25 protein-coding genes are annotated in these 26,401 nt (G+C 70.7%); 2 read left to right on the top strand and 23 right to left on the bottom strand.

Features of this window, described 5'->3' with window-relative positions; all coding sequences use genetic code 11:
* Positions 1-12: 12 nt before the first annotated feature.
* The 13 genes from AOM04_RS09840 to AOM04_RS09780 all read right to left on the bottom strand — a co-directional run bounded on the left by AOM04_RS09840 (position 13) and on the right by AOM04_RS09780 (position 15,261).
* Positions 13-1,956, bottom strand: a complete 1,944-nt coding sequence (locus AOM04_RS09840; RefSeq protein WP_156160688.1) for a primosomal protein N' family DNA-binding protein — start codon at positions 1,954-1,956, stop codon at positions 13-15.
* Between the two features lie 23 nt (positions 1,957-1,979).
* Positions 1,980-3,149 (bottom strand): methionine adenosyltransferase, encoded by a 1,170-nt coding sequence (gene metK / locus AOM04_RS09835; RefSeq protein ID WP_062464609.1) that lies wholly within the window; start codon positions 3,147-3,149, stop codon positions 1,980-1,982.
* Positions 3,150-3,159: 10 nt separating this feature from the next.
* Positions 3,160-4,383, bottom strand: coding sequence for a bifunctional phosphopantothenoylcysteine decarboxylase/phosphopantothenate--cysteine ligase CoaBC (gene coaBC, locus AOM04_RS09830; RefSeq protein WP_062464608.1), 1,224 nt, complete (start codon positions 4,381-4,383; stop codon positions 3,160-3,162).
* 4 nt (positions 4,384-4,387) lie between these two features.
* Positions 4,388-4,663, bottom strand: coding sequence for a DNA-directed RNA polymerase subunit omega (gene rpoZ, locus AOM04_RS09825; protein WP_062464607.1), 276 nt, complete (start codon positions 4,661-4,663; stop codon positions 4,388-4,390).
* A 37-nt stretch (positions 4,664-4,700) separates the two neighbouring features.
* A complete protein-coding gene (gmk, locus tag AOM04_RS14585; protein WP_062464606.1) occupies positions 4,701-5,255 on the bottom strand; it encodes a guanylate kinase in 555 nt (184 codons plus the stop codon).
* Positions 5,252-5,566 carry an integration host factor, actinobacterial type gene (gene mihF, locus AOM04_RS14580; protein ID WP_062464605.1) on the bottom strand — a complete coding sequence of 105 codons (315 nt, stop codon included), beginning with the start codon at positions 5,564-5,566 and terminating at the stop codon, positions 5,252-5,254. The genes gmk and mihF overlap by 4 nt, the downstream gene beginning before the upstream one ends.
* A gap of 27 nt (positions 5,567-5,593) precedes the next feature.
* Positions 5,594-6,433, bottom strand: a complete 840-nt coding sequence (gene pyrF, locus AOM04_RS09810) for an orotidine-5'-phosphate decarboxylase (RefSeq protein WP_062464604.1) — start codon at positions 6,431-6,433, stop codon at positions 5,594-5,596.
* Between the two features lie 134 nt (positions 6,434-6,567).
* Positions 6,568-9,864 (bottom strand): carbamoyl-phosphate synthase large subunit, encoded by a 3,297-nt coding sequence (gene carB, locus AOM04_RS09805; protein ID WP_062464603.1) that lies wholly within the window; start codon positions 9,862-9,864, stop codon positions 6,568-6,570.
* The gene (gene carA / locus AOM04_RS09800) at positions 9,857-10,984 is read right to left on the bottom strand and encodes a glutamine-hydrolyzing carbamoyl-phosphate synthase small subunit (protein ID WP_062464602.1); all 1,128 of its coding nucleotides are present in this window, start codon (positions 10,982-10,984) and stop codon (positions 9,857-9,859) included. Before carA ends, carB begins: the two co-directional genes overlap by 8 nt.
* A complete protein-coding gene (locus AOM04_RS09795) occupies positions 10,981-12,285 on the bottom strand; it encodes a dihydroorotase (protein WP_062464601.1) in 1,305 nt (434 codons plus the stop codon). The genes carA and AOM04_RS09795 overlap by 4 nt, the downstream gene beginning before the upstream one ends.
* The gene (locus AOM04_RS09790) at positions 12,282-13,241 is read right to left on the bottom strand and encodes an aspartate carbamoyltransferase catalytic subunit (RefSeq protein ID WP_062464874.1); all 960 of its coding nucleotides are present in this window, start codon (positions 13,239-13,241) and stop codon (positions 12,282-12,284) included. Before AOM04_RS09790 ends, AOM04_RS09795 begins: the two co-directional genes overlap by 4 nt.
* Before the next feature lie 2 nt (positions 13,242-13,243).
* The gene (gene pyrR / locus AOM04_RS09785) at positions 13,244-13,771 is read right to left on the bottom strand and encodes a bifunctional pyr operon transcriptional regulator/uracil phosphoribosyltransferase PyrR (RefSeq protein WP_062464873.1); all 528 of its coding nucleotides are present in this window, start codon (positions 13,769-13,771) and stop codon (positions 13,244-13,246) included.
* Positions 13,772-13,881: 110 nt separating this feature from the next.
* Positions 13,882-15,261 carry an HNH endonuclease signature motif containing protein gene (locus tag AOM04_RS09780; protein ID WP_062464600.1) on the bottom strand — a complete coding sequence of 460 codons (1,380 nt, stop codon included), beginning with the start codon at positions 15,259-15,261 and terminating at the stop codon, positions 13,882-13,884.
* A 238-nt stretch (positions 15,262-15,499) separates the two neighbouring features.
* On the opposite strand from AOM04_RS09780, the gene AOM04_RS09775 reads away from it, so the two are divergent.
* Positions 15,500-16,063 (top strand): hypothetical protein, encoded by a 564-nt coding sequence (locus AOM04_RS09775; protein WP_062464599.1) that lies wholly within the window; start codon positions 15,500-15,502, stop codon positions 16,061-16,063.
* A gap of 347 nt (positions 16,064-16,410) precedes the next feature.
* On the opposite strand, the gene nusB is transcribed toward AOM04_RS09775, so the two are convergent.
* The 3 genes from nusB to aroQ are packed head-to-tail and all read right to left on the bottom strand — an operon-like array spanning position 16,411 to position 17,882.
* Positions 16,411-16,833, bottom strand: a complete 423-nt coding sequence (nusB, locus tag AOM04_RS09770) for a transcription antitermination factor NusB (protein WP_062464598.1) — start codon at positions 16,831-16,833, stop codon at positions 16,411-16,413.
* Entirely contained in the window at positions 16,833-17,396 is a 564-nt protein-coding gene (gene efp, locus AOM04_RS09765) for an elongation factor P (protein ID WP_062464597.1), read from the bottom strand. The genes nusB and efp overlap by 1 nt, the downstream gene beginning before the upstream one ends.
* A 45-nt stretch (positions 17,397-17,441) precedes the next feature.
* Positions 17,442-17,882, bottom strand: coding sequence for a type II 3-dehydroquinate dehydratase (gene aroQ, locus AOM04_RS09760; RefSeq protein ID WP_062464596.1), 441 nt, complete (start codon positions 17,880-17,882; stop codon positions 17,442-17,444).
* A 213-nt stretch (positions 17,883-18,095) separates the two neighbouring features.
* Between aroQ and AOM04_RS09755 the strand changes: the two genes are divergently transcribed.
* The gene (locus tag AOM04_RS09755) at positions 18,096-19,937 is read left to right on the top strand and encodes a hypothetical protein (RefSeq protein WP_156160686.1); all 1,842 of its coding nucleotides are present in this window, start codon (positions 18,096-18,098) and stop codon (positions 19,935-19,937) included.
* Here AOM04_RS09755 and aroB read toward each other — a convergent pair.
* From aroB to AOM04_RS09720, 7 genes are all read right to left on the bottom strand, one after another.
* Complete coding sequence (gene aroB / locus AOM04_RS09750) at positions 19,927-21,033, bottom strand: 3-dehydroquinate synthase (protein ID WP_062464594.1); 1,107 nt, start codon at positions 21,031-21,033, stop codon at positions 19,927-19,929. The two genes, AOM04_RS09755 and aroB, sit on opposite strands and share 11 nt — an antisense overlap.
* Positions 21,030-21,554 carry a shikimate kinase gene (locus AOM04_RS09745; RefSeq protein WP_062464593.1) on the bottom strand — a complete coding sequence of 175 codons (525 nt, stop codon included), beginning with the start codon at positions 21,552-21,554 and terminating at the stop codon, positions 21,030-21,032. The genes aroB and AOM04_RS09745 overlap by 4 nt, the downstream gene beginning before the upstream one ends.
* A complete protein-coding gene (gene aroC / locus AOM04_RS09740) occupies positions 21,554-22,738 on the bottom strand; it encodes a chorismate synthase (protein WP_062464592.1) in 1,185 nt (394 codons plus the stop codon). Before aroC ends, AOM04_RS09745 begins: the two co-directional genes overlap by 1 nt.
* A 109-nt stretch (positions 22,739-22,847) precedes the next feature.
* On the bottom strand, positions 22,848-23,738 hold the full coding sequence (locus AOM04_RS09735; RefSeq protein WP_062464591.1) for a hypothetical protein: 891 nt from the start codon (positions 23,736-23,738) through the stop codon (positions 22,848-22,850).
* 1 nt (position 23,739) lies between these two features.
* Positions 23,740-24,501 carry a hypothetical protein gene (locus tag AOM04_RS09730; RefSeq protein WP_062464590.1) on the bottom strand — a complete coding sequence of 254 codons (762 nt, stop codon included), beginning with the start codon at positions 24,499-24,501 and terminating at the stop codon, positions 23,740-23,742.
* The gene (gene pilM, locus AOM04_RS09725; protein ID WP_062464589.1) at positions 24,498-25,556 is read right to left on the bottom strand and encodes a type IV pilus assembly protein PilM; all 1,059 of its coding nucleotides are present in this window, start codon (positions 25,554-25,556) and stop codon (positions 24,498-24,500) included. The genes AOM04_RS09730 and pilM overlap by 4 nt, the downstream gene beginning before the upstream one ends.
* 59 nt (positions 25,557-25,615) lie before the next feature.
* The gene (locus AOM04_RS09720) at positions 25,616-26,401 is read right to left on the bottom strand and encodes a prepilin peptidase (protein ID WP_082104562.1); all 786 of its coding nucleotides are present in this window, start codon (positions 26,399-26,401) and stop codon (positions 25,616-25,618) included.

The following is a 26,401-nucleotide window of genomic DNA, read 5'->3' as shown; positions in this document are numbered from 1 at the left end:
CATCGTAGTGGGCTACGACACGGGGTCGAGCGGGGCGTCCACCCGCATGCGGAGCTCGCCGTCGCCCGCCTTGGAGAACTCCTGCTGGCGACGGCGCAGCACGTCCACGACCCCCTGGGCGGCCCGGCGGGTCACCAGCAGGATGGCGCCGCCCGCGGCGTCGACGACCGCGATGTCGCGGTGGCGCTCGAGGCGCTCCCCCTCGAGGGTCTCGGACAGCGCGAGCGTGATGACGGGGCGCTCGCCCCACAGGCGGATGGCGCGGCGGTACGGCGGCAGGGCGAGGTCGGCCCGCTCGGCGTACGCGTCCCACGCGGCCTCCGCGGCGTTCCAGCCCACGAGCGCCTCGCGCACGGCGGGCGGCAGCTCACCCACGGCCAGCACCTCTCCCCCGTCCCCGCGCGGTCGGGCGAGCGCGGCGATGCCGAGCCACCACCGCATGGCCTGCAGCTCGGCGCCCAGGGCGCCACCAGCAGGCACGTCGGCGCCCACGATGACGATGCGCGCGTAGCCTCCCGCGACCGCCGGCAGCGCGCCGGGGGTCGCGACCACGAAGCCCGCGGTGACCTCGCCGTCCGCGAGGGTCCCGACCGCGCCGGCGGACAGCGCGACGGGGGCCTCCCCCGCCATCGCGCGCACCTGCTCGGCGATCCGCTCGACGCCCTGCCGCAGCTGCTTGGTGGCGGGCGAGTTGCACTCGGCGCAGTGCCAGTCGCGGTGGTCGGCTCCGCATTCGGCGCAGTGCAGGGGGCTGGTGGCGGAGTCGCGCCGCAGCGGCCCGCCGCACGCGATGCAGGACGCCCACTCGCCGCAGCGGGCGCACGCGGTCGCACGCACGTAGCCCGCACGCGGCGTCACGATCCCGACGGGGCCGTCCTCGAGCGCGGCGCGCGCGCGTCGCCACACGGAGGCCGGCATCCAGTGCCAGCCGGACGCTCCCTCGGCCTCGCGCCGCGCATCGTCCACGACGGTCACGAGCGGGGTGCCGGTGCGCACGTCGCCGCGCGGGACCCCGGCGCGCTCGGCCCACCCGTGCGCGACCAGGGACATCGCCTCGACGGACGGCGCGTAGCCGGCGAGCAGGACGCCGGCGCCGGCCTCGTCGGCGCGCATCGCGGCGAGGGTGCGGGCGTGCGGGTACGGGGCGTGAGGGTCCTCGTAGACGCTCGACGCCTCGTCCCACATCACCACGAGCCCGAGGTTCGGGACCGGCTGCATCGCGGCGGGCCGCGTGCCGAGCACGATGCGCGCGTGGCCGCGCATCGCGGCCAGGTACGAGCCGAAGCGGACGGCGGGGCCGTCGTCGGCGTGGAGGACGGTGAAGTGGCCGCCGGAGCGGGCGCTCCAGCGGCTGAGGCCGGCACGCGTGAGCGCCTCCGCGGCGGCGGTGAGGGCGCGCGCGTCGGGCAGGATCACGATCGCGGTGAGGCCCTTGGCGGCGACGGCCGCCGCGGGCGCGAGGAGCGCCTCGACGGGCAGGCCGTGGCGCCGCGCCGGGTCCGGCACGGCCTCCCACACGATCCGGGCGCCGCGCACCACCGCGTCGGCGGGCAGCGACACCTGGTCGGCGTGGGGCGCGAGGTTCTCGTGGGCCTCGTGGAAGGCCTGACCGTCGTGGGCCGCGAGGGCCCAGTCGCGCTTCTCGACGCCGGCGACGCGCGGCGGCGCCATGAGGCGCAGGACGTCCCACAGCGAGCCGCCGTACCGGCGCGCCACCGCGTCCGCGAACGCGATCGCGTCCGGCGTGTACGACGGCACCGCCGACGACGACTTGATCTCCAGCAGCCGTCCCTCGAAGTCGCTGCCGTCCGCGAGACCCGTCACCACGCCGTCGATGAGCCTGCCGCTGAATCGCACGCGCACGCGCGAGCCCGCCTCGACGACGCCCACGAGCTTCTCGGGAACCTCGTAGTCGAAGGGGCGGTCGAGGTGGGGCAGCTCGCTGTCGACGCACACGCGCGCGACGGTGCGGCCCACGGCTACCGCGCCGCGCCGAGCAGGTCCGCGGCGCGGTCCGTGCGCTCCCACGTGAAGCCGTCGAGCTCGCGCCCGAAGTGGCCGTAGGCGGCCGTCCGGCGGTAAATCGGGCGACGAAGGTCGAGCGCGTCGATGATCGCGCCGGGGCGGAGGTCGAAGACCTCGCGGATGGCGGCGGCGATGCGGGCGTCGGGGATCGTGCCGGTGCCGAACGTCTCGACGTACAGGCCCACCGGGTGGGCGGTGCCGATCGCGTAGGCGACCTGCACCTCGCAGCGCGTGGCCAGGCCGGCGGAGACCACGTTCTTGGCCACCCACCGCATCGCGTAGGCGGCCGACCGGTCCACCTTCGACGGGTCCTTGCCCGAGAACGCGCCGCCGCCGTGGCGGGCCATGCCGCCGTACGTGTCGACGATGATCTTGCGGCCGGTCAGGCCCGCGTCGCCCTTGGGGCCGCCGATCTCGAAGCGGCCGGTGGGGTTGATGAGCGAGCGGTGGCCCGCCGAGTCGAGGTCGTAGCGCGCGAGCACGGGCGCGATCACGAGCTCCTCGACGGCGGCGCGGAGGTCCGCGGTCGCGACCTCCTCGGCATGCTGGGTGGACACCACCACGGTGTCGACGGTGACGGCACGGTCGCCGTCGTAGCCGATGGTCACCTGGGCCTTCCCGTCGGGACGCAGGCCCGCGACCTCGCCCGACCGGCGCACCTGGGCGAGGCGCGCGGTCAGCGCGTGCGCCATGTGGATGGGCAGCGGCATCAGCTCGGGGGTGTCGGTGCAGGCGTAGCCGAACATCAGGCCCTGGTCGCCGGCGCCCAGCTCGTGTGCGTCGGAGTCGGTGGCGTTGCCCACGCCCATCCAGATGTCGGGCGACTGCTCGCCGATCGACACGGACACGCCGCACGAGTCGCCGTCGAAGCCCACGCTCGAGGACGTGTAGCCGATGTCGCGCACGACGCCGCGGATGGTGCCGGGGATGTCGACGTACGCCTCGGTGGTGACCTCGCCCGCGACGTGCACGAGGCCCGTGGTCACCATGGTCTCCACGGCGACGCGCGACAGCGGGTCCTGACGGAGCATCTCGTCGAGGATGGCGTCCGACACCTGGTCGCAGATCTTGTCCGGGTGACCCTCGGTCACGGACTCGGAGGTGAACAGCCTGAGGTCGGTCATGCGCGTCAGCCTAGTGGCGGACGCTGACAACCGAGTCGAGCACCGCGTGGGCCACCGCGAGCTTGGTGCCGGAGGCGCCGCCCAGCACCGCGCCCGTGCGGTCGAGGAGCAGCACCTCGTTGGGGACGTCCCCGAACCCGCGCCCGCCCCCCACGGGGTTGAAGACCAGCAGGTCCGCCCGCTTGCGCCACGCCTTGGCCTGCGCGTGCTCGAGAGCGGTGCCGGCATCGTCCCCGGTCTCCGCGGCGAAGCCGACGACGGTGCGGCCCGGCACGGCCTGCGCCACCAGGGCGCGCAGGACGTCCTCGGTCTCGACCAGCTCGAGCGTGAGCGTGCCCGAGCCGTCCTTCTTGATCTTGGTGCCCGCGACCTCGCGCGCGCGGAAGTCCGCGACGGCGGCGGCCATGATGACCACGTCGGACGATGCGGCGGCCTCCTTGACGGCGGCGGACAGCTCGGCGGAGGTCTCGACGTCGACGCGCGCGACGCCCTCCGAGACCGGAAGCGTGACGTTCGCCGCGACCACGGTGACGTCCGCGCCGCGCTCGCGGGCCGCCTCGGCGAGCGCGAGGCCCTGCGTGCCGGTCGAGCGGTTGCCGAGGAAGCGGACGGCGTCGAGGGGCTCTCGGGTGCCTCCCGCGGAGATGACGATGCGCAGGCCGGCGAGGTCGCCCCAGCGCGCCGGGGTCTCGCCTGCGGGGAAGGGGCCGCCGTCCACCGCGGCGTAGAAGGCGGCGACGATGTCGTCGGGCTCGGGCAGGCGGCCGGGGCCGGAGTCGGGGCCGGTGAGGCGGCCGACGGCGGGCTCGATCACCGTGATGCCGCGCGCGCGGAGCGTCGCGACGTTGGCGCGGGTGGAGGGCTTCTCCCACATCTCGGTGTGCATCGCGGGCGCCACGATCACGGGCGCGCGGGTCGCGAGCAGCGCGTTCCCGAGCAGGTCGCGGGCCTCGCCGTGGGCGAGCTGCGCGAGGAAGTCGGCGGTCGCCGGGGCGACCAGCACGGCGTCCGCGGCCTGGCCGAGCCTCACGTGCTCGACCGCCGGGACGTTGTCGAAGGTGTCGGAGGTGGCGGGCAGCCCCGACAGCGCCTCCCACGTCGCGCGCCCCACGAACTGCAGCGAGGCAGCCGTGGGGACCACGCGGACGGTGTGGCCGTCCTCCTTCAGGCGCCTGAGGACGATGGCGGCCTTGTACGCCGCCACGCCTCCGGTGACGCCCAGGAGGACGCGCACGGGCTTACTGCTGCTCGGGGGCGTCGTCGCCGAGCTCGAGGAGGTTGCCCTGGTTGAGCTCGCGCAGCGCGACGGAGAGCGGCTTGTCGGTCGAGTCGGCCTCGACGAGCGGGCCCACGTTCTCGAAGTGGCCCTCGCCGAGCGCCTCGTAGTACGAGTTGATCTGGCGCGCACGCTTGGAGGCGTAGATGACGAGCGCGTACTTCGAGTCGACCTTGTCGAGCAGCTCGTCGATCGGCGGGTTGGTGATGCCGATGGGGTTGGCGACGGTTCCGGCCACAATCACTCCTCAGAAATTCAAAAAGACTCCCGGCAGTCTACCGGGTTCCTCGCACCACCGACAGGAGCTCGGCCGCGGCCCGCTCCACGGTGTCGTTCACGATGACCTGGTCGAACTCGTCGACCGCCGCCATCTCGTCCCGCGCGGTCGCGAGGCGACGCTCGCGCTCCTCCTCGCCCTCGGTGCCGCGGCCCACGAGCCGGCTCACCAGCTCGTCCCACGACGGGGGCGCGAGGAACACGAAGTGGGCGTCCGGCATCGTCTCCTTGACCTGCCGGGCGCCCTGGAGGTCGATCTCGAGGAGGACGGGCTCGCCCTCGGCGAGCTTCTCCTCCACGGGGCCGCGCAGCGTGCCGTACCAGTTCTGGCCGTGCACGGTGGCGTGCTCGAGGAACTCCCCCGCGTCGACGCGACGCTGGAAGTCCTCACGATCGATGAAGTGGTAGTGCACCCCGTCCACCTCGCCGGGGCGCGGGTCGCGCGTGGTGGCGGAGACGGACAGGTAGGCCTCGGGGGCCATGTCGCGCAGGGCGCGCACGACCGTGCCCTTGCCGACCGCGGTGGGGCCGGCAAGGACGACGAGTCGGCTCATCGACGCTCGCGCTCGATGAGGGCCTCCACCTGGTGCTGACCGAGGCCGCGGATGCGGCGTGCGAGGGAGATGCCGATCTCCTCCATCACGATCTGCGCGCGCTTCGGGCCGATGCCCGGCAGGCACTGCAGGAGGTCGCGGACGCGGATGCCCGCGAGGGCCTCGTCCGCCTTGGCGCGGCGGATCGCCTCGGCGAGGCTCATCTCGCCGCGGGTCAGCTCCTCCTTGAAGACACGACGTGCCGAACGCACGGCGGTGGCCTTCACCAGCGCGGCGGCGCGCTGCTCATCGGTAAGTTCCGGGGTGGCCATGGCCTCTCCCTTCCGGTCTGCCTGCGCCTAGCGCAGGATGCTCCTGGCTGCGGACGAGGCCTCGATGACGGCCTCACGCAGCTTGTCGACGACGGGGCCCGCCTTGAGCACGCCCCTCGACTGATTGACGAGCACGCGACCGCGCGCGTTCCCGAAGACCAGGGACAATTCCGCTGGTCCCGCCCCTTGAGCACCCACTCCGGGGCTCAGGATGGGACCATTGACCCGGTCGAGATCGATGCCGAGACGCTGGACGGCGTCCCCCACGGTGGCGCCGACCACGAGGCCCACGTCACCCATCGGGTCGGCACCTTCGTTGAGCGCGGCCGCCGAGTCGGCGACCACGGCCGCGACGGCTCGGCCGTCCGGCGTGACGGCGTGCTGGACCTCGGGACCCTCGGGGTTCGAGGTGAGGGCCAGCACGAAGATCCCCTTGCCGTGCTCCTTGGCAAGATCGAGCGCGGGCGCGAGCGACCCGAACCCGAGATACGGCGAGACGGTGAGCGAGTCGCACTCGAGCGGCGCGCCGGGGCGCAGGCACGAGTCGGCGTAGCCCTGCATGGTCGACCCGATGTCGCCACGCTTGGCGTCGAGCACCGTGAGGATGCCCAGCTCGCGGGCGCGGCCGAGCACGTGCTCGAGGGCCGCGACGCCGGCGGAGCCGTGGCGCTCGAAGAACGCCGCGTTGGGCTTGACGGCCGCCGCGTTGCCCACGGATGCGTCGAGCACCGCGTCGCCGAACGCTCGCAGCGAATCCGCGGTGTCCTCCATGCCCCAATCCGCGAGGAGCCCCGGGTGGGGGTCGATCCCCACGCAGAGCGGACCGTGCTGGTCCATCGCGGTCGCGAGACGGGCGCCGAACGCCATCCCTACCTCCCTCATGGGCTGCCCGATTCAGCAGCCGTAGTCACTCTACCTGCGATGTTGGAAGGGCGCGCGGGCGCGCCCGGGCGGCGCGCATCGTTCCCCCGCAAGGGACGATGCGCGCCGCGCCTGTGCTTCTAGGCGCGCGCCGCGTCCTGCAGGCTCAGGACGTCGAACGGCCCGGCCTGGAGCGCCTCGATGGCGAGGACCGCCGCCGAGAGCTGCTGCGTGGTGGTCACGATGGCGATGTCGGCCGCGGTGGCGGCCGCTCGGATCTCGTAGCCGTCCGCACGCGCGCCCTGGCCGGACGGCGTGTTGATGATGAGGTCCACGCCGCCCTCGTGGATGACGTCCACGATGGTCGGCTCGCCGTTCGGGCCCTTGCCCTCGGAGTGCTTGCGCACCACGGTCGACGGGATGCCCATGCGTTGGAGCACCTGCGCGGTGCCCGCGGTCGCGAGGATCTCGAAGCCGAGCTGGCGCAGGCGCGCGATCGGGAACGTGATGGAGCGCTTGTCGCGGTCCGCCGTCGACACGAACACCTTGCCGCCCGTGGGCAGGCCGCCGAAGGCCGCGGTCTGCGACTTGGCGAACGCCAGCGGGAACGTGTCGTCGAAGCCCATGACCTCGCCCGTGGAGCGCATCTCGGGGCCGAGCACCGAGTCCACCGCGATGCCCTCGTGGGTGCGGAAGCGCTTGAACGGCAGCACCGCCTCCTTGACGGCGATGCGCTGGGACATGTCGGTGGTCGCGGCGTCGTGCTCGGGAAGCATGCCGGACGCCTTGAGCTCGGCGATGGTGGCGCCGGCCATGACCTCGGACGCCGCCTTGGCGAGCGGGATGCCGGTGGCCTTGGCGACGAACGGCACGGTGCGGGACGCGCGCGGGTTCGCCTCGAGGACGTAGAGGACGTCCGAGACCAGGGCGTACTGGACGTTCATGAGGCCGCGCACGCCGATGCCGCGCGCGAGCGCCTCGGTCGAGGTGCGGATGCGGTCGAGCTCGGCCTGCGACAGGGAGAACGGCGGCAGCACGCACGCCGAGTCGCCGGAGTGGATGCCGGCCTCCTCGATGTGCTCCATCACGCCGCCGAGGAACATCTCCTCGCCGTCGAACAGCGCGTCGACGTCGATCTCGATCGCGTCGTCGAGGAAGCGGTCCACGAGCAGCGGCGCGTCGGTGGCGTGGTCCCCGATGGAGTCCATGCGGGTGCCGTAGTCCTCGAGCTGCGCGCGGTCGTAGACGATCTCCATGCCGCGGCCGCCCAGGACGTAGCTCGGGCGGACCAGGACCGGGTAGCCGATGCCCTCGGCGATCTCGATCGCCTGGTCGATGCCGTGCGCGGTGCCGTAGGCGGGCGCGGGGAGCTTGGCGGCGTCGAGGACGCGGCCGAACGCGGCGCGGTCCTCGGCGTTGTCGATCGCCTCGGGGCTGGTGCCCAGGATCGGCACGCCGGCGTCCTCGAGGCGCTGCGCGAGCGACAGCGGGGTCTGGCCGCCCAGCTGCACGAACATGCCCTTGACCGGGCCGGCCGCGAGCTCGGCCTCGTAGACCGCCATCACGTCCTCGAACGTGAGGGGCTCGAAGTAGAGGCGGTTGGCCGTGTCGTAGTCCGTGGAGACGGTCTCGGGGTTGCAGTTGACCATGACGGTCTCGTAGCGGTCCTTGAGCGTCAGCGCCGCGTGCACGCACGAGTAGTCGAACTCGATGCCCTGGCCGATGCGGTTGGGGCCCGAGCCGAGGATGATGACGGCCTCGCGGTCGCGGGGCATGATCTCGGTCTCGGCGTCGTACGAGCTGTAGTGGTACGGCGTGCGGGCCTCGAACTCGGCGGCGCACGTGTCGACCGTCTTGTAGACCGGGGTCACGCCGAGGGCCTTGCGGATCTGGTAGACCTCGTTGACCTTGAGGCCGCGCAGGTCGGCGATCTGCTGGTCGGACAGGCCGTGGCCCTTGGCCTCGCGCAGCAGGTCGGCGTCGAGCGTGGCGGCGTCCTTGACCTTGGTCGCGACCTCGTTCATCAGCAGGATCTGGTCGAGGAACCACGGGTCGATCTTGCACGCGTCGAACACGGCCTCGAGGGTGAGGGTGCCGGCCTCGACGGCGCGCAGGCACTGCTGCACCTGGATGAAGCGCTTCTCGGTGGGGACCGCGATCTCGGCGAGGAGCTCCTCGAGCTGCTCCCCCGCCGGCACAGGGCCGTCCCAGTGGAGGTTCATGCCCTTCTTGTCGATCGACCGCAGCGCCTTGCCCAGCGCCTCGGTGAAGGACCGGCCGAGGCTCATGGCCTCGCCGACGGACTTCATCGTGGTGGTGAGGACCGGATCCGCGGCCGGGAACTTCTCGAACGCGAAGCGGGGCACCTTGACGACGATGTAGTCGAGCGTGGGCTCGAAGGACGCCGGGGTGGAGCCGGTGATGTCGTTGGGGATCTCGTCGAGCGTGTAGCCGATGGCCAGGCGCGCCGCGATCTTCGCGATCGGGAAGCCGGTGGCCTTCGAGGCGAGCGCCGAGGAGCGGGACACGCGCGGGTTCATCTCGATGACGATGAGGCGGCCCGTGTCGGGCTCGATGGCGAACTGGACGTTGCAGCCGCCGGTGTCGACGCCGACCTCGCGGATGATCGCGATGCCCACGTCGCGCATGCGCTGGTACTCGCGGTCGGTCAGCGTCAGCGCGGGCGCGACGGTGACGGAGTCGCCGGTGTGGACGCCCACGGGGTCCACGTTCTCGATCGAGCAGACCACGACGACGTTGTCCGCCTTGTCGCGCATGAGCTCGAGCTCGAACTCCTTCCAGCCGAGGATGGACTCCTCGAGGAGCACCTCGGTCGTCGGCGAGTAGTGCAGGCCCGCGCCGGCGATGCGTCGCAGGTCCTCCTCGTTGTACGCGAAGCCGGAGCCGAGGCCGCCCATGGTGAAGGACGGGCGCACGACGACGGGGTACTGGAGGTCCTCCGCCGCGGCGAGGCACTCCTCCATCGTGTGGCAGATGTGCGACCGGGCCGAGTCGGCGCCGCAGCGCTCCACGACGCCCTTGAACAGCTCGCGGTTCTCGCCCAGGTTGATGGCCTCGAGGTTCGCGCCGATGAGCTCGACGTCGTAGCGGTCGAGGATGCCGGCCTCCGCGGCGGCGATGGCCGCGTTGAGGGCGGTCTGGCCGCCGAGCGTCGGCAGGAGCGCGTCGGGGCGCTCCTTGGCGATGACGCGCTCGATCACCTCGGTGGTGATGGGCTCGACGTAGGTGGCGTCGGCGAACTCCGGGTCGGTCATGATCGTGGCCGGGTTGGAGTTGATGAGGATGACGCGGATGCCCTCGGACTTGAGGACGCGGCACGCCTGGGTGCCGGAGTAGTCGAACTCGCAGGCCTGGCCGATGACGATCGGCCCGGAGCCGATGACGAGGACGCTCGTGATGTCGTCGCGCTTAGGCATGCTGGCCCTTCATGAGGTCGAGGAAGCGGTCGAAGAGGTACGAGGCGTCGTGCGGACCGGCCGCGGCCTCGGGGTGGTACTGGACCGAGAACGCGGGGATGTCGCGGCACTCGAGGCCCTCGACCACGTCGTCGTTGAGGCACACGTGGCTGACGAGCACCTTGCCGTAGCCGTTCGGGCTGTCGCTTTCGCCGTCGAGCGGCGCGTCGACGGCGAAGCCGTGGTTGTGCGCGGTGACCTCCACCTTGTTGGTGGTGCGGTCCATCACGGGCTGGTTGATGCCGCGGTGGCCGAAGGCCAGCTTGTAGGTGCCGTACCCGAGCGCGCGGCCCAGGATCTGGTTGCCGAAGCAGATACCGAAGAACGGCACCTTCGCGTCGAGGATCTCGCGCAGCTGCGCCACGGTCGCGTCGGCGGCGCCCGGGTCGCCGGGGCCGTTGGAGAAGAACACGCCGTCGGGGTTCATCGCGAGGATCTCCGCCGCCGGGGTGCTCGAGGGCACCACGGTGACGCGCATGCCACGCTGGGCCATCTGCTGCGGGGTCATCGCCTTGATGCCGAGGTCGACCGCGACGACGTGGGCGACCTGCTCCCCCACCGGCTCGACCACGTAGGGCTCGGCGACCGAGACCTCGTCCGCGAGGTGGGCGCCCTTCATCTGCGCCGCCCCCCTGACGCGCGCCAGGAGGTCCCCGGCCAGCGCATCGTCCCCGGAGAAGATGCCGGCGCGCATCACGCCCGCGGTGCGGAGGACGCGGGTGAGCTGGCGGGTGTCGATGCCGGAGATGCCGACGACGCCCTGGGCGACGAGGTCCTCGTCGAGGCTGCGCTGCGCGCGCCAGTTCGAGGGGCGGCGTGCGGGGTCGCGGACCACGTAGCCGGCGACCCAGTACCGGCGCGACTCGTCGTCCTCGTCGTTGACGCCGGTGTTGCCGATGTGCGGCGCCGTCATCACGACGATCTGCTTGTGATAGCTCGGGTCGGTGAGGGTCTCCTGGTAGCCGGTCATGCCGGTGTTGAAGACGATCTCGCCGAGCGTCTCGCCGACCGCGCCGTAGGCGCGGCCCTCGAACGTCTGCCCGTCCTCGAGGACGAGGACGGCACGGTTCGCTGCGGTCACGCGAACGCTCCTTCCAGGGTGGGGTCGACGTGGGTGGGGACGCCGCGCAGGAACGTCGCGACGGCGCGGCCGGGAAGCTCGATCCCACCGTACGGGGTGTTGCGGGCGCGGGAGGCCAGCTGGTCGGCCTCGACCGTCCAGGCGGCGTTGGGGTCGACGAGCGTGATGTTGGCGGGCTCGCCCTCGGCGAGCGGGCGGCCGTGGCGGTCGTCCACCTGGCCGATGCGCGCGGGCGCCTCGGACATGAGGCGGGCGACGTCGCGCCACGTGCAGGCGCCGGTGTCGACGAGCACCTTCTGGATGACGCCGAGCGCGGTCTCGAGGCCGAGCATGCCGAACGAGGCGGACGCCCACTCGCAGTCCTTGTCCTCGGATGCGTGGGGGGCGTGGTCGGTGGCGATGATGTCGATGGTGCCGTCGGCGACCGCCTGGCGGAGGGCGTCGACGTCCGCCTGGGTGCGCAGCGGCGGGTTGACCTTGAACAGCGGGTCGTAGGTGCGCGCGGACTCGTCGGTGAGGAGCAGGTGGTGCGGGGTCGCCTCGGCGGTGACCTGGATGGCGCGGTCCTTGGCCCAGCGCACGATCTCGACCGAGCCGGCCGTGCTGAGGTGCTGGACGTGGACGCGCGAGCCGACGTGCTCGGCGAGGAGGGCGTCGCGGGCGACGATCGACTCCTCGGCGACGGCGGGCCAGCCCGCGAGGCCGAGCTCCGCCGACACCTCGCCCTCGTGCATCTGGGCGCCCTCGGTCAGGCGCAGGTCCTGCGCGTGCTGGACCACGGCGCCGTCGAACGTCTTCACGTACTCGAGCGCGCGGCGCATGATGACCGGGTCGTAGACGCACACGCCGTCGTCGGAGAACAGGCGGACGCGGGCCTTGGAGCTGGCCATCGCGCCCATCTCGGACAGGTGCTCGCCCTTGAGGCCCACGGTGACGGCGCCCACGGGGAACACGTCGCACAGGCCGATCTCCTGGCCGCGGCTGTAGACCTGCTCGACCACGCCGGCGGTGTCCGCGACGGGGTTGGTGTTGGCCATCGCGTGGACGGCGGTCCAGCCGCCGCGGGCGGCGGCGCGGGAGCCGGTCTCGATGGTCTCGGCGTCCTCGCGGCCGGGCTCGCGCAGGTGGGTGTGGAGGTCCACGAGGCCCGGGAGGGCGACGAGGCCGTCCGCCTCGACGACCACCGCATCGTCCGGGGTTTCTACGTCCCCGACTGCGGTGATCACGCCGTCCTCGATGAGGAGGCTGGCGGTGGTGTCGCCGTACAGCGACGCGTTCTTGATGACGATGGGGCGGCTCACTGAGCTGCCTCCTCTCCGGCGAGCAGAAGGTACAGGGCGGCCATGCGGACGGCGACGCCGTTCGCGACCTGCTCCACGATGACGGAGCGGGGCGAGTCGGCGGCCTCGGCCGAGATCTCGAGGCCCCGGTTCATGGGGCCGGGGTGCATGACGATGGCGTGGTCGGGCAGGCGGCGCAGGCGGTCGCCGTCGAGGCCGTAGATGCGGGTGTACTCGGCGGGGCTGGGGAAGAACGCCGAGCCGCCGCCGGTCATGCGCTCACGCTGGACACGCAGCATCATGAGGGCGTCGATGTCGTATGACTCGATCGCCTCGTCGAGGGTGTGGACCACGTCGCACGGCCAGGGGTCGATGCCGACCGGGACCAGGGTGGCCGGGGCGACCAGGACCACCTTCGCGCCCAGCGTGTGCAGCAGGTGCACGTTGGAGCGGGCGACGCGGCTGTGGAGCACGTCACCGACGATCGCGACGGTGAGGCCGTTCAGGTCCGCTCCGAGCGGGCTGGTGACCAGGTGCTTGCGGATGGTGAAGGCGTCCAGCAGCGACTGGGTGGGGTGCTGGTGGGTGCCGTCGCCCGCGTTGAGGACGCTGCCGTGGAGCCAGCCGCCGTGGGCGAGCTGGTAGGCGGCGCCGGAGGCCCAGTGGCGGACCACGACCGCGTCGGCGCCCATAGCCTGGAGGGTGAGGGCGGTGTCCTTAAGGGACTCGCCCTTTGACACGGAGCTGCCCTTGGCGGAGAAGTTGATGACGTCCGCGCTGAGGCGCTTGGCGGCGGCCTCGAAGGAGATGCGGGTGCGGGTCGAGTCCTCGAAGAAGAGGTTGACGACCGTCTTGCCGCGCAGGGTGGGGAGCTTGCGGACCTCGCGCTCCTGGGTGGCGGCCATCTGGGCGGCGGTGTCGAGGATGAGGATCGCGTCGGACTTGGTGAGGTCCTTGGTAGACAGGAGGTGGCGCATCGTCACTCCCCCTTCCTGAGGACCACGGCGTCCTCGCCGTCGATCTCCTCGACGCGCACGTCGACGCGCTCGGAGCGGGCGGTGGGGATGTTCTTGCCCACGAAGTCGGCGCGGATGGGCAGCTCCCGGTGGCCGCGGTCGACCAGCGTCGCGAGCTGGACGGCGCGGGGGCGGCCCAGGTCGCGGATGGCGTCGAGGGCGGCGCGGATGGTGCGGCCGGTGTGGAACACGTCGTCCACCAGGACCACGACCGCGTCGTCGATGCCGACCGCGGGGACCGTGGTGGTGCCGATAGTGCGGGTCGGGTTCTTGAACAGGTCGTCCCGGTACATGGTGATGTCCAGGGCGCCGGTGGCGGCCTCGGCGTCGAAGCCGGGCTCGATCTCCGCGATGCGCTGCGCGAGACGATGCGCGAGGGGCAGTCCGCGGGACGGGATACCCATGAGGACCACGTCGGCGGCGCCGTCGTTGCGCTCCACGATCTCGTGGGCGATGCGTGTGAGGGCGCGCGACACGTCGGCCGCGCCCATGATGGTGCCAGTCACCTGGCGACCCCCTTCCCCGCCTCACTGGACGGCATTAAAGGATGTCTGGGTTGCGTGTGACACCCTACCGGACGGCCGCGGGTCGCGGCGGCGTGTCAGGGTGGTCCGGCGCGGCTCGCCTCGACCAGCTCCGCATCGTTCAGCCTGATGCGTGCCTGATAGCCGGCGCGGGGGCGCCGATCGGGGTCGATCGATGCCGGCGGGAGGAACTCGGGGCTGCCCTGGCGGAACCTGATGGCCCATCCGTCCCGGTGGATCCAGTGATGGCACGTCACGCAGAGCATGATCCCGTTCTCAAGGTCGGTGCGGCCGCCGTTGATCCAGTAGACGATGTGGTGGACGTCGCAGTGGCTGGGCGGGGCGCCGCACCACGCGCATCCCCGGTCGCGCTGCGCGATCGCCTTGCGCTGGCCGACCGTGAACAGCCGCTTCGCGTGCCCGTGCTCGAGCACCTGGCCGAACCTGCCCAGGACCGTGCAGACGATCTCGGCATCCGCCGCGTACCAGCGCAGCAGGCTCCCCGGGAGCGGGCGGCTGATGCCGTCGACCTCGCCGTGGCCGGTGCCGGACGCGAAGTCCTCGAGGGTGATGCGGATGTTGACAGTGGTCTTGACGGCGTCGTGGGGCTGGCGGCATCCGTTCGCGTGGCGTCCGAGCCAGCTGAGCCCGTCCGCGCGCATCTGACCGGGCGTGGGTTGGTCGGCCGGTTCGTCATCGACCGCAGCGCGAAACTGCTTGCTCATGTAGCCGTCGAGCGCGGTAAGCAGCGGCGCGGCGGTCAACGGGTCGAGCAGCGCGGTGACGCGGAACATCCCGTTGGCCTCCTCGCGCACCGAGGCCGTCCGCGCGCGATGGAGCTCCTCGTATTGCTCTTCACCCACCGGCGGCGGGGTGAGTCCCGCCTCGAGCTGCACGGCCAGCGAGCGCACCGTCCGGAGAGGCGAGATGACGGCCTTGTCGACCGCCATCCTCTCCACCCGTGCCAGGGACCGGCGACCGAGCGGGGTGGCCCGTACGGCATCGTCCACCGGGAGGCCATCCATGTCCCGGGCGTCGGGATGCCTCATCAGGACCTCGCGCAGCAGCACGAACTTGTCCGGGCTCAGCCGGCCCTCGCGCGCCTCGTAAGCGAGGTGAGGTAGGACGGAGGCTCCGCCCGGCGCATCGTCCGCTGTGCCGTAGAGGGCCGTGCCCATGATCCGCAGGCGCTCGGCCTCGGTGACGGTGCCGCCGGTCTCCGAGGCGATGAGCTGGTCGATGCCCTTGAAGCCGCGGCGGCTCGCGAGCCCCGCGCGGCCGGGACCGGACCGCACGGCGAGCTTGGCGGCCATCTGCGCGACCACGAGGTCGGACTCGCGGCGTTGGCCGACGGCCTCGCGCATGAGCGCGACCGCGTCCCAATCGGGCAGCCCATCCGAAGCCTCGACGCGCGTGCGCAGCGCGTCGAGCGGATCGGAGGTGGTTGTGTCGGGCATGGCACTAGTCCATCACCGACCTCAGACACCGAAGCGGACAAATCGGGCGGATATCCACAGGGGTCACCGAGTCGCCGCTGTACCCATGGCCGGCAATACGGTCCGGCACTTATCAGGTTCGCCCGATTCGCGCTTGTGCCGCGCGGCCGCATCGCGCGCGAAGCCCCCTGTCAGAGGGCACCATTTGTGTTGGGGGGAACGCCCCGTACCCCGAACAACGTGGTTCCGGAGGTGAACTGTGGAGCACTTCGCAAATGCGACCGCACCTACAACGGAGGTCGTCGACGGAATTGCCTGGCGCCGAACCAGTGCCTACACGGAGGCCAAGGTCGCGGTCGAGAGCGCCTGGGTCCCCGTCTACCTGATCAGGGTTGACGAGAACGTTGGAGCGGCGGTGACGTGCTGGGACCACCAGTTCGACGTCATTATCGACAACCTCACGAAGCTCCAGATTGAGAAGGTGTTGCGCAGGCTGCAACCAACCTGGTTCGCATGCGCGGACAACGCGACGAAAGAGAGGTACGGAGACGGCGCGTTGCTCGAACTTCTCGATCCGGACACCTTGAACCGAAAGTGGATGATCGGCGTGATGTTCTCGCACGAGTCAACAGATCCTCAGGCCGCGGCGAAGGCAATGGCGAAGGTCACGGAGATCAGCCTCGCGGTTTTTGCTGAGTCATCGAACAAGGCTTCAGCCATGGACTACGCGCGCGCTGCCACAGGAGGCTTTTTCGCAGGTGCTGCGCGGGGCATGACCTATGCCGAGCGCATTATGCAAGCCGCAAAGTGGATTCCCTCGTGACTACCGCCGGCCGACCCGCGAGACAGCCGACTCACTTGCGCGCACACTCGCGGCGGGCCAACGTCAACGGTCGAAGTGCCAAGCGCCGACAAGTAAAGAACACCGCCGTCCACCTGCGCGGAAGAACGGCTCATCGGGACCCCAAGGGGCCCTCAGCGTCGACACGCGCGCGGCGACCGAAGCCGCTCAGGACGAACACGCCAGGCGCGTCGGTCGAAGGTAGTCAGCTCGGAAGTCGAGCACAACTACGACAGACTGTGGGACGGCCATGCAAGCCGCAGGGCGCAAGCCGGTAGGGCCGCAGCGCCCGGAGAGGCGGATGCGGCCCTACCGGCTTGCGCTGTCAGCTACTCCCCCGCGTTCAGCGCAGGCGCCTCGCGAGCGATGGTCCCGAGCACGCCGTTGATGAACGACGGCGAGTCATCGGTCGACAGATCCGCGGCAAGCGACACGGCCTCGTCGATTGCGACCGCGACGTCGACCTCGTCGTTGCACAGGATCTCCCACGCGCCGATGCGCAGCAGCGCGCGGTCCACGGCGGGCATGCGCGGCAGCGTCCACTCGGGCGACGCGTCCTGGATGATCGTGTTGAGCTCGACCCACCACTGCACGACGCCGCGGACGATCTCCTCCGAGTACGCCGGCAGCGGGGTCTGCTGGCCGGAGTCCTGGAGGCGCGTCTCCAGCGCGGACAGCACGTTGGTGCCGCGCTGGTCGGCCTCGAAGAGGACGTCGAGCGCGCGCTTGCGAGCCTTGGTGCGGGCGGCCACTAGTCGTTGACGCGAGACTGGTACTCGCCGGTCGAGGTGTTGACCTTGACCTTGGTGCCGACCTCGAGGAAGAGCGGGACCTGGATCTCCTTGCCGGTCTGGAGCGTCGCGGGCTTGGTGCCGCCCGACGAGCGGTCGCCCTGGAGGCCCGGCTCGGTGTACGTGACCTCGAGGACCACGGAGCCCGGGAGCTCGAGGAAGATCGGGTTGCCGTTGTTGGAGCCGATGACCGCGGACTCGTTCTCGAGCAGGTAGTCGGTCGCGTCGCCCATGACGGCCTCGGAGACCGGGATCTGGTCGAAGGTCTGCGGGTCCATGAAGATGTAGGACGTGCCGTCGAAGTACAGGTACTGCATGTCGCGGCGGTCGACGGTCTCGAACTCGACCTTGGCGCCCGCGTTGAAGGTCTTGTCGACAACCTTGCCGGTGAGCACGTTCTTCAGCTTGGTGCGGACGAACGCGCCGCCCTTGCCGGGCTTCACGTGCTGGAACTCGATGACGGACCAGAGGTTGCCGTCGAGGTTGAGCACGGAGCCGTTCTTGATGTCGTTCGAAGTCGCCACAGGGGTGTCCTTACCAAAGTATCTGGGATTAGTCCGCAGACGATTCTAGCCGACGCGGCGTGCGACCGCCTCGAGCGCCAGCCGGTACCCCTCGACCCCGAAGCCCGCGATGGTGCCCGTCGCGACGCCGCTGATGACGCTCGTGTGGCGGAACTCCTCACGCGAGTGTGGGTTGGTGAGGTGCACCTCGACCAGCGCGAGGCTGGCGGCGCTCACGAGCGCGCACGCGTCCCGCAGGGCGTACGAGTAGTGCGTGAACGCGGCCGGGTTGAGGACCACGTGCCATCCGGCGTCGACGGCCTCGTGCATCCAGTGGACCAGGTCGGCCTCGTTGTCCGACTGGCGCACCTCGACGTCGAGCTGGAGGTCGGCGCCCCACTGGGTCACCAGGACGGCGAGCTCGTCATGGGTGGTGGTGCCGTACTTCTCGGGCTCGCGCGTGCCGAGCCTGCGCAGGTTGGGACCGTTGACCACCAGGACGTTCATGGTCCGTAGCGTATCGGGGAACGATGCGGTGGCCGGGTTGGCACGCGCGGTGGACGATGCCGGGGTCGCCGGGGTGGCGACAGTTGGCTTGGTGCACGCCTCCCCTAGCATCTGGGCATGCTAGACGCGCCTCCACACGCTCCGACGACGCCCACGTCCCTCGGGAACGGCCGCGTGCGCAACGCTTGGAGGTCCGCCACAGCCATCGTCGCGGTGACCATCTTCGTGGTCGCCACGCTGTGGTGGGGACTCTCCCCCGCCTGCCTTGCCGCACTGAGCCTCGCGACCTGGACCTGGCGCCTCGCCCCTCGATGGGGGACCGGCGCTGCCCTAGCCCTGTCCGCAGTGATCGGCGTGTCCGGCACGTTCATCCTGATGACCCTGACGCCCGCGACGCCGGTGCCCTTCCCGATGGTCGTCGCCGTCGCGTACGGCGCGGCCCTCCTCGTCGGGCTGCTGGGGCCCCGGCGCGAGCCTCAGGTGTCGCAACTGCGCGCTGAGACTTCCGTGGCCGTCGCAGCGAGCCTCGGCGCTGTCGCATGGGCGACGGGGCTTGTCATCGCTCGCCTGAAGGGTGGGTCATCGGCCCGTTCATGGGGCGTGCTGGACGACTCGACCGTCGACCTGTGGGCGGTCCGCCACTTTGCCGACTACAACGGATTCCCTCTCCTCTACAACAGCAATCCCCGCCCGCTTGAGCATGCGCTGAGCACGTCGCTGATCTCATTCGGAACACCGCTCGACGGCAGCGGCGGCGAGCTCGCGGCGGAGATCGCCGCGCACTCCGCGCACTGGACGATCATGATCATGGTGGGATGCTTCCTCGCCGGCACGTTTGCGGCGGAGATCGCACGCTCATTCGGGGGCACGCGCGCATGGCCGGCCGTCACCGCGGCCGCCCTGGCCTCCGGCGCGCTGCTCGCGGGCCCAGCCACGGGCTTCTTCCTCTTTCGCGGACAGATCAACGGGAGCATCGTCGTCGCCGTGGTGCTCGCTTCTGCGGCGATCGCGCTGCGTTCGAGGGTGTCACCGCGGCAGGCATTCGCGGGGCTCGTGCTGGCGACGACGGTACTCATGCTGGTGTGGACACCGTTCGCCGCGGTGCCCGGGCTGCTGGCACTGCTGGTCACTGTTCGCCATTGGCGCGAGGTTCGCGTCGATGTGGCCGAGAACGGCCGGCGCGTGCTGGCCTGGCCTGCGGCGGCCTCGGTGTTCTTCGTGTGGTCCGCGATGGTCATCGTCGGGCAGCAGTTCCTCCAGCTTGCCGACGGCGGATCGGCGGGTCGCGCCCACGCTGCCACGGTGCCGACCTACTTGCCGGCGCCGTACTCGTACGGTCTGACGGCCACGCTGTTCGGAATGGTGTTCATCCTGGCGGCGCTGGGCCCGCGGAAAGCACAGCGTGGGGTCCCGACTCTCGTCGCGATGGGCCTGCTTGTCGGCGGCGCTCCGCTGTTCCTCGCGCGTGGAGGGTTCGGCGGCGAGCTCGAGTACTACCCGTCGCGATACCTCCAGATGGCCACGGTGGCGATCCTGCCTGTGGTGATCGGGATGGTGCTCGGAACCATCTCACGACGGCCGGGGTCGCTGCCGAGCGGGCTCGCCTTCGTCGGTTCGCTGACAGCGGCGGTCCTCGCCGTCATCGCCCCGCTCAACCCGCTCATCGAACGATGGAGGCCGGCGCCGATGCTCGTCGTCGCAGGCGATTACTTCGGCCCTGACGCTGCGGTGTACGACCGCGGCGTGACGTACGCCGACGAGACGAACGGCGTCCGAATTCCCTGGAATCTCGACATCCCGTGGGACACGCACGTTCGTTACCTCCTGACGATCGACGAGGAGGACCGGCATCTCGCCTTCAACACGGCGGAGCGGGCGTCGCTGCGGAATCGACAGGACGACGGCGTCGACCGACTCTGCCAGATCGGTGCGGCGCATCGCGAGACCGTGACCGTCGTCACGGCCGACCCCGATCTCGAGGCGGCTGCCCGCGCTCTCTGTACGCCGGCCGACCTCACCGAGATGAGGTTCGAGCTCGCGGCGCCTACGAGCTGATGGCCGCGTAGGCGCCCTGGACGAGCGCCGGGTCGGGGCCCTCGAGACGCACCGGGTTGCCGATGCCTTGAAGCACGACGAAGCGCAGCAGGTCGCCGCGGGTCTTCTTGTCGCGCTTCATCGCCGTGTACAGGGCGTCCCAACGGTGGCCGGGGTACGTGGTCGGCAGGCCGAGCCCGGACAGGATCGTGCGATGGCGCTCGACGTCCTGCTCGGAGAGCCGGCCCGCGAGGTGCGCGAGCTCGGCGGCGAACACCATGCCCACGGACACGGCCGAGCCATGGCGCCACTGGTAGCGCTCCGTGTACTCGATCGCGTGGCCGAACGTGTGGCCGTAATTGAGGATCTCGCGGAGGAAGGACTCCTTGAGGTCCGCGGCGACCACGTCGGCCTTGACCTGGATCGCGCGCGCGATGAGCTCGAGCAGGACCCCCCGTGTCTCCGCGTCGATGGCCGCATCGGTGCCACCGCCCTTGAGGAGCGCGAGGTTGTCCTCAACGATGGCCAGGATCCCGGCGTCCCTGATGAAGCCGCACTTGACCACCTCGGCAAGGCCGGCGACCAGGTCGTAGCGCGGCAGCGTGTCGAGCGCGCGCACGTCGCACCACACGGACATCGGCTCGTGGAACGCGCCGACGAGGTTCTTGCCCTCGGTGGTGTTGATGCCCGTCTTGCCGCCGACCGCCGCATCGACCATCGCGAGCAGCGTGGTGGGGACCTGGATGACCCCGACGCCGCGCAGCCAGGTGGCGGCGACGAAGCCCGCGAGGTCCGTGACCGCTCCCCCGCCGAACCCGATGACGATGTCGCTGCGGGTGAAGTCGGACTTCCCCAGCACGCCCCAGCAGAAGGCGAGCACCTCGGCGGTCTTGCCCTCTTCGGCGTCGGGAACCTCGGCGATGACGACCGTGAGGCCGCGCGCGTCGAGCAACGCCTTGAGGTTGTCGACGTGCCGGCGCAGGGGCGCGGCCGTCACCACCAGCACGCGCGTCGCCGTGGCGGGGACGGACGCGGCCACGTCGTCGAGAACGTTCTCCCCCACCGTCACCGTGTAGGGGGCGGCGGTGGCGACCTCGATGGTGCGGTGGACGGTCATGCGCGCTCCTTTGCGGCGGCGTCGATCTGCGCGGCCACCTCGGGCGGCGTCGACTTGTCGGTGAGGATCGAGACGGTCGCGAGCCGCTCGTAGATGGGCCGGCGCGCGTCCATGAGCGCGACCCACTGCGCGCGCGGGTTGCCCACGAGCAGCGGCCGCGAGGCGTTGAGGCCCACGCGCGGCGCGGCGGCGGCGAGGCTCACGTCGAGGAAGACGACCGTGCCGCCCGCCGACGCGTAGGCCTCGAGGAGCGCCTGCGTCCCCTCGGCGAGGATCGCCCCCCCGCCCAGGGCGAGGACGCCATCGTGCTCGGCCAGCGCATCGGCCACCGCCTCGCGCTCGATCTCGCGGAAGCGCGACTCGCCGTCCTCGAGGAAGACGTCGGGAATGGACTTCCCCGCGCGCTGCTCGATGTCGGTGTCGGTGTCGCGGCGAGCGACACCCCACAGGGACGCGAGCTCCGCGCCGACTGTCGACTTGCCCGAGCCCGGAGGACCGATCAAGACCGCACGCGGGCCCATCAGCGCAGGTGCTCCGGGATCGCGGCGACGTAGGACTCGATGTTGCGGCGCACCTCGGCGACGGAGTCGCCGCCGAACTTCTCGAGCAGCGAGTCCGCGAGCGTGAGCGCGACCATCGCCTGAGCGACCACGGCAGCGGGCGCGACAGCGCACACGTCTGAGCGCTGGTGGATGGCCTTGGCGGCCTCCCCCGTCGCGGTGTCGATGGTGTCGAGCGCACGCGGCACGGTGCTGATGGGCTTCATGGCCGCGCGTACACGCAGCGGCTCGCCGTTGGTCATGCCACCCTCGACGCCGCCTGCGCGGTTGGTGCGACGGGTGACGCCGTCCTGGCCGTACTCGATCTCATCGTGAGCCTCGGATCCGCGACGCGCGGCGGTGCGGAAGCCGTCGCCGACCTCGACGCCCTTGATGGCCTGGATGCCCATGAGGGCGGCCGCGAGGCGCGCGTCGAGGCGGCGGTCCCAGTGAACGTGGCTGCCGACGCCGACGGGGACGCCGTAGGCGACCACTTCGACGACGCCGCCGAGGGTGTCGCCGGCCTTCTGGCAGTCGTCGATCTCGGCCAGCATGGCGGCGGAGGTCGCGGCGTGGAAGCAGCGGATTGGGTCCGCGTCGAGCGCGGGCGTCGCGTCGGCGGGCGGCAGCGGCGCGTCGTCGGGGACCACGACGGGGCCCACCTGAACCGTGTGCGCGACGAGGCGGATGCCGGCGGCCTGCTCGAGGAAGTTCTCGGCGACCTGGCCGAGCGCGACACGGGCCGCGGTCTCGCGGGCGGAGGCGCGCTCGAGCACGGGGCGGGCGTCGTCGAAGCCGTACTTGGTCATGCCGACGAGATCTGCGTGCCCGGGGCGCGGGCGGGTGAGGGCCGCGGCACGGGCACCGGTGAGCTCCTCGGCGTCGACCGGGTCCGCGGACATCACGGTCTCCCACTTGGGCCACTCCGTGTTGCCCACCATGACGGCGACGGGACCGCCCTGGCTGAGGCCGTGGCGCACGCCGCCGAGGATGGTGACCTGGTCCTGCTCGAACTGCATGCGCGCGCCGCGGCCGGCGCCAAGGCGGCGTCGGGCGAGCGCGGCCTGGATCTCGCTGCTGGTGATCTCGACGCCGGCCGGGAGGCCCTCGAGCGTGCCGACAAGGGCGGGACCATGGGATTCGCCTGCGGTGAGCCATCGAAGCATGGGCGTCATTCTTCCACGAGTGGACGGTCCGTCCGGATGGTGAGATGCAGAAACAGCGGAACGGGGTGGCCGCTCGTGAGAGCAGCCACCCCGCTAACGGCGTGCTGGTTCAGGCACCCGGCTGAGCTGGCGAGTTCGGCGGCTTGTGGAACGCCGACTCACCCGGCGTCTTGGCCCCCTTGCCGAGCTCCTGGTCGTGCAGCTCGAGCGTCGGGTTGTACACGAACAGCGACCCGGTGATGGTCGTCGACACGTCGCCGTCCTTGGCGTCGGACACGCCAGGAATCGTGCCGGACCCTGACGGACGCGCAGTCTGCGTGATCGCCTCCACCTCGAAGACGGGCTGATCGGGATCTGACATGAACGCGAGGAAGTCGTAGGTCTCTTGCGGCGAGCCAGCCACGACAAGGGTGAACGGCACCTTGAACACCTGAGCGCTCGCGAGCGTCGACTCTGTCGGGGCGGTGACCGCGGGCGCCCAACCATCGGTACCGACGACCGCCGTCGGGTCAGCCGCTCCGTCCGTTCCCGTTGCGGCTGCCGTCGCTGCGGGGTCCGGGACCACCGACGAGGCCGCCGACACGGGCCCGGTCTGGAACAGGGCCGCGACCTGCGATGCCACGAGAGCGGATGGGTCCACCTCAAGCGGCGGCAGAAGCGTCTCGCCGCCCTGGGAGTACGACACGAGCTCGATCTTCGTGTCGTTGAAAGCCTTCCAGAGGCGCGCGCGGAACGCCGGCAGATCGAGCTCCGAGGGCGCGTTGAGCGCGATCTCCTTGGCGACCGAATCGTCACCCTGGAGCTGAGCCGCATACTCATCGATCTTCGCGGAGGCCATGTTGACCTGATCGATGTTGCCGCGAATGGTGGCCGTCTGAGACTTGAGGGAGTCCCTCTCGTCGAACTGGGGCTTGATCGCCAGGAACCACCCCAGCACCGCAACAAGGACGATGCCGAGTACCGCCAAGGCAATGACGGGGGCGTAGCGAGAGTTCAGCATGTCAGCCCTCCTGAGACTGGGTCGTGGCCGAGGCAGACGCGCTCGGCTCAGGGCTGGGCTCGACTGAGGACATCATCAGCTCGTTTGCCTGCGAGATCCCATCCGTCGGCATCAGGCGACCGGTGAACAGGTTCGCCGTGATCACACCGGTGACCGAAACGCCGTAATACGTGTCCGCGCCATCGACCGCGAAGGCCTCGCTGGTGCCGCGCACGGCCGCGAGTCCGGGCACGGCCTCGAGCTTGGCGATGAGCTCCGTCGCCTTCTGCTGGGTGGTCGCGCGAGCGGTGATCTGGATGGTTCCCACGCCATTGGGATAGATGCTCGTATCCCCGGAGCCCGCGACCGTCCCGGAGGCACTGGGACCCTGGATCGTGAACCCATCGAGGCCCGTGTCCGCGTCGAACACGGCCTGCACAGACGCCGTCAACTGCGAGTACGCGATCTCGGAGTAGCCGATCTGTGCAAGCGTGTACTCCTCCTGCTCGCGCACCTGGACGTCGGTGAACACACCCGCCTTCGCGTCGCGTGCGGCGACGGCAGCACTCTCGTCCTGGGCAGCGGTGTCGCGCTCGTCGGAGGCGGACATCTTCGCGAATGCGGCGCCGGCGAACAGCAGGCCAACGCCGGCGATGGCGATCAGGATCGCCACGACCGCGCCGAACTGAACCGCGCGCATCGTCCTACGTGCGGCGATCTCCCGAGGGATGAGGTTGACACCCGCGAGCGTGGACGCTCCGTACCTTTCCGCAACCGCATTCACTTTGCACTCCTCATCGCGAGCCCGATCACCGTCGCGAGCTCCGCGGTCCGCGTCTCGGCGCCGCCGAGCTGCACCTTCTTCCCGATCCGAAGACCCGAGAGCGGATCCCCGATCATGACCGGCAGGCGCGTCGCACTCGCCAGCGCCTGGCCCAATCCGCGCATCTGGCTGCCACCGCCGGTAAGCACCACCTGCTGCAGCGCACCTCCGGGATTGCTGCTGGCGAAGTACACGAGCGTGTTGCGTACCGCCTCGATCATCGGCGAGATCGCATGCGCGGAAGCCTCCGCGAGTCCGCGCTTGTCCGCGCCGACGTTGAGATCCATGCCGACCTCACGCTTGAGCGCCTCGGCGTTGACCGGGGTACCCCGCAGAGCGGACTCGAGAGCGCGATTCGCATCGTGGCTTCCCTGGGAGAGAGCACGGACGATGCGCGGCGCACCCGCGTGCGACACGACCACCGTGGTGGTCGAGGCGCCGACGTTGACGAAGGCGACATTCGCGCTCGTGAAGTTGTCCCGGCACCCCGCCCGCCAGATGCCGAAGGCCGACAGATCGACGCACGCGACAGACAGTCCTGCCCGGTCGATGACCTCGACGATGTCGCGCACCACCGACCTGGGCGCAGCGACCAGCAGGCCCCGAAGCGTGGCACCACCCTGTGCCTCGATCTCCTGAGTGGGATAGAAGTCGAGGATGGCCTCGTCGGCAGCCATGGGCAGCTGATCCTGGACGTGGAAGGCGAGCGATTCGCGCACCTTGTCCATCGGCTGCGCCGGGATGTCGACCTCGCGGACCACGACCGAAGGGAGGCCCAAGCCCAAAGTCACGTGCTTGGTTGACGGCTTCGCGGCGGCCCAGGCCTCCTTGACGACGGCGCTCAGAGTCGCCGGCTCGAGGATCTCGTCGTCTCGCATGACGCCAGCGGGCACGGCCGCCTCGCCAAACGCGTGCAACGTCGCGCCATCGCGCGGATCTGCCCCGTTGCCAAGCTCGATCTCGGCAACACGGACTGCCGAAGCACCGATGTCGATCGCGACAGTTCTTGTACCCACAGCGTTCCCTCCTCTACTACTTCATTCCTTATCGGCCGATGGCCGAAGCTGCTCAAGTGCTACTGCACCAGCACCACATCGAGGTACCACGTGGCCACGGGTACGCCCACGACCACCCCGGTCAGAGCACCCACCACCATCCATGGGCCGAAGGGAATCGCTACGCCTCGCGACTTCCGTGCGCGGCGCATCGCGATGACTCCCGCCACCGCTCCCCAGATGAATGCGGCAAAGGCCCCGACGATCAGCTGGGGCCACCCGAGGAAGCCGAGCACCGCGCCAAGCGACGGCGCGAGCTTGACGTCGCCGAAACCCATGCCCTTCGGATACGCGACAAAGGCGATCCCGTAAAGCAGACCCAACGCCACCGCACCGATGACTGAGCGAAGCGCGTCCGACCAGTCCCCTGTCGCGACGGCCGTAGCGAGGACGACAACAGCCAACGTGATCGCGAAGGCCGCCGTCAGTGGATTCGGGAGCCGTCGGGTTTCCAGGTCGATCGCCGCGAGCACCAGACCGTAGAAGACCAGCGTGAGCAGTACGACGGTGTTGGCTCCCGGGCCGGTGAGCCAGGTCACGATGCCGAACGTCGCCCCCATGGCGAACTCAACCAACGGATATCGCGGGCTGATCGGCGCCGAGCAGTCCGCGCATCGTCCCTTCAGCCAGATCCAACCGAGAACTGGCACGTTGTGGCGTGCTCGAATCTCGTGACCACAGCGTGGGCATGCGCTGGGTGGGCGGACGATCGAGAGCCCCTGAGGCACCCGGTAGATCAGCACGTTCGCGAAGGAGCCCAGCGCGAGCCCGGCAAGCACGGCGCCGACGATGAAGATCGTTGTCAT

Source organism: Demequina soli, assembly GCF_000971195.1.
Lineage (GTDB): Bacteria > Actinomycetota > Actinomycetes > Actinomycetales > Demequinaceae > Demequina > Demequina soli.
This window is presented reverse-complemented; position numbering and strand designations above follow the sequence as displayed.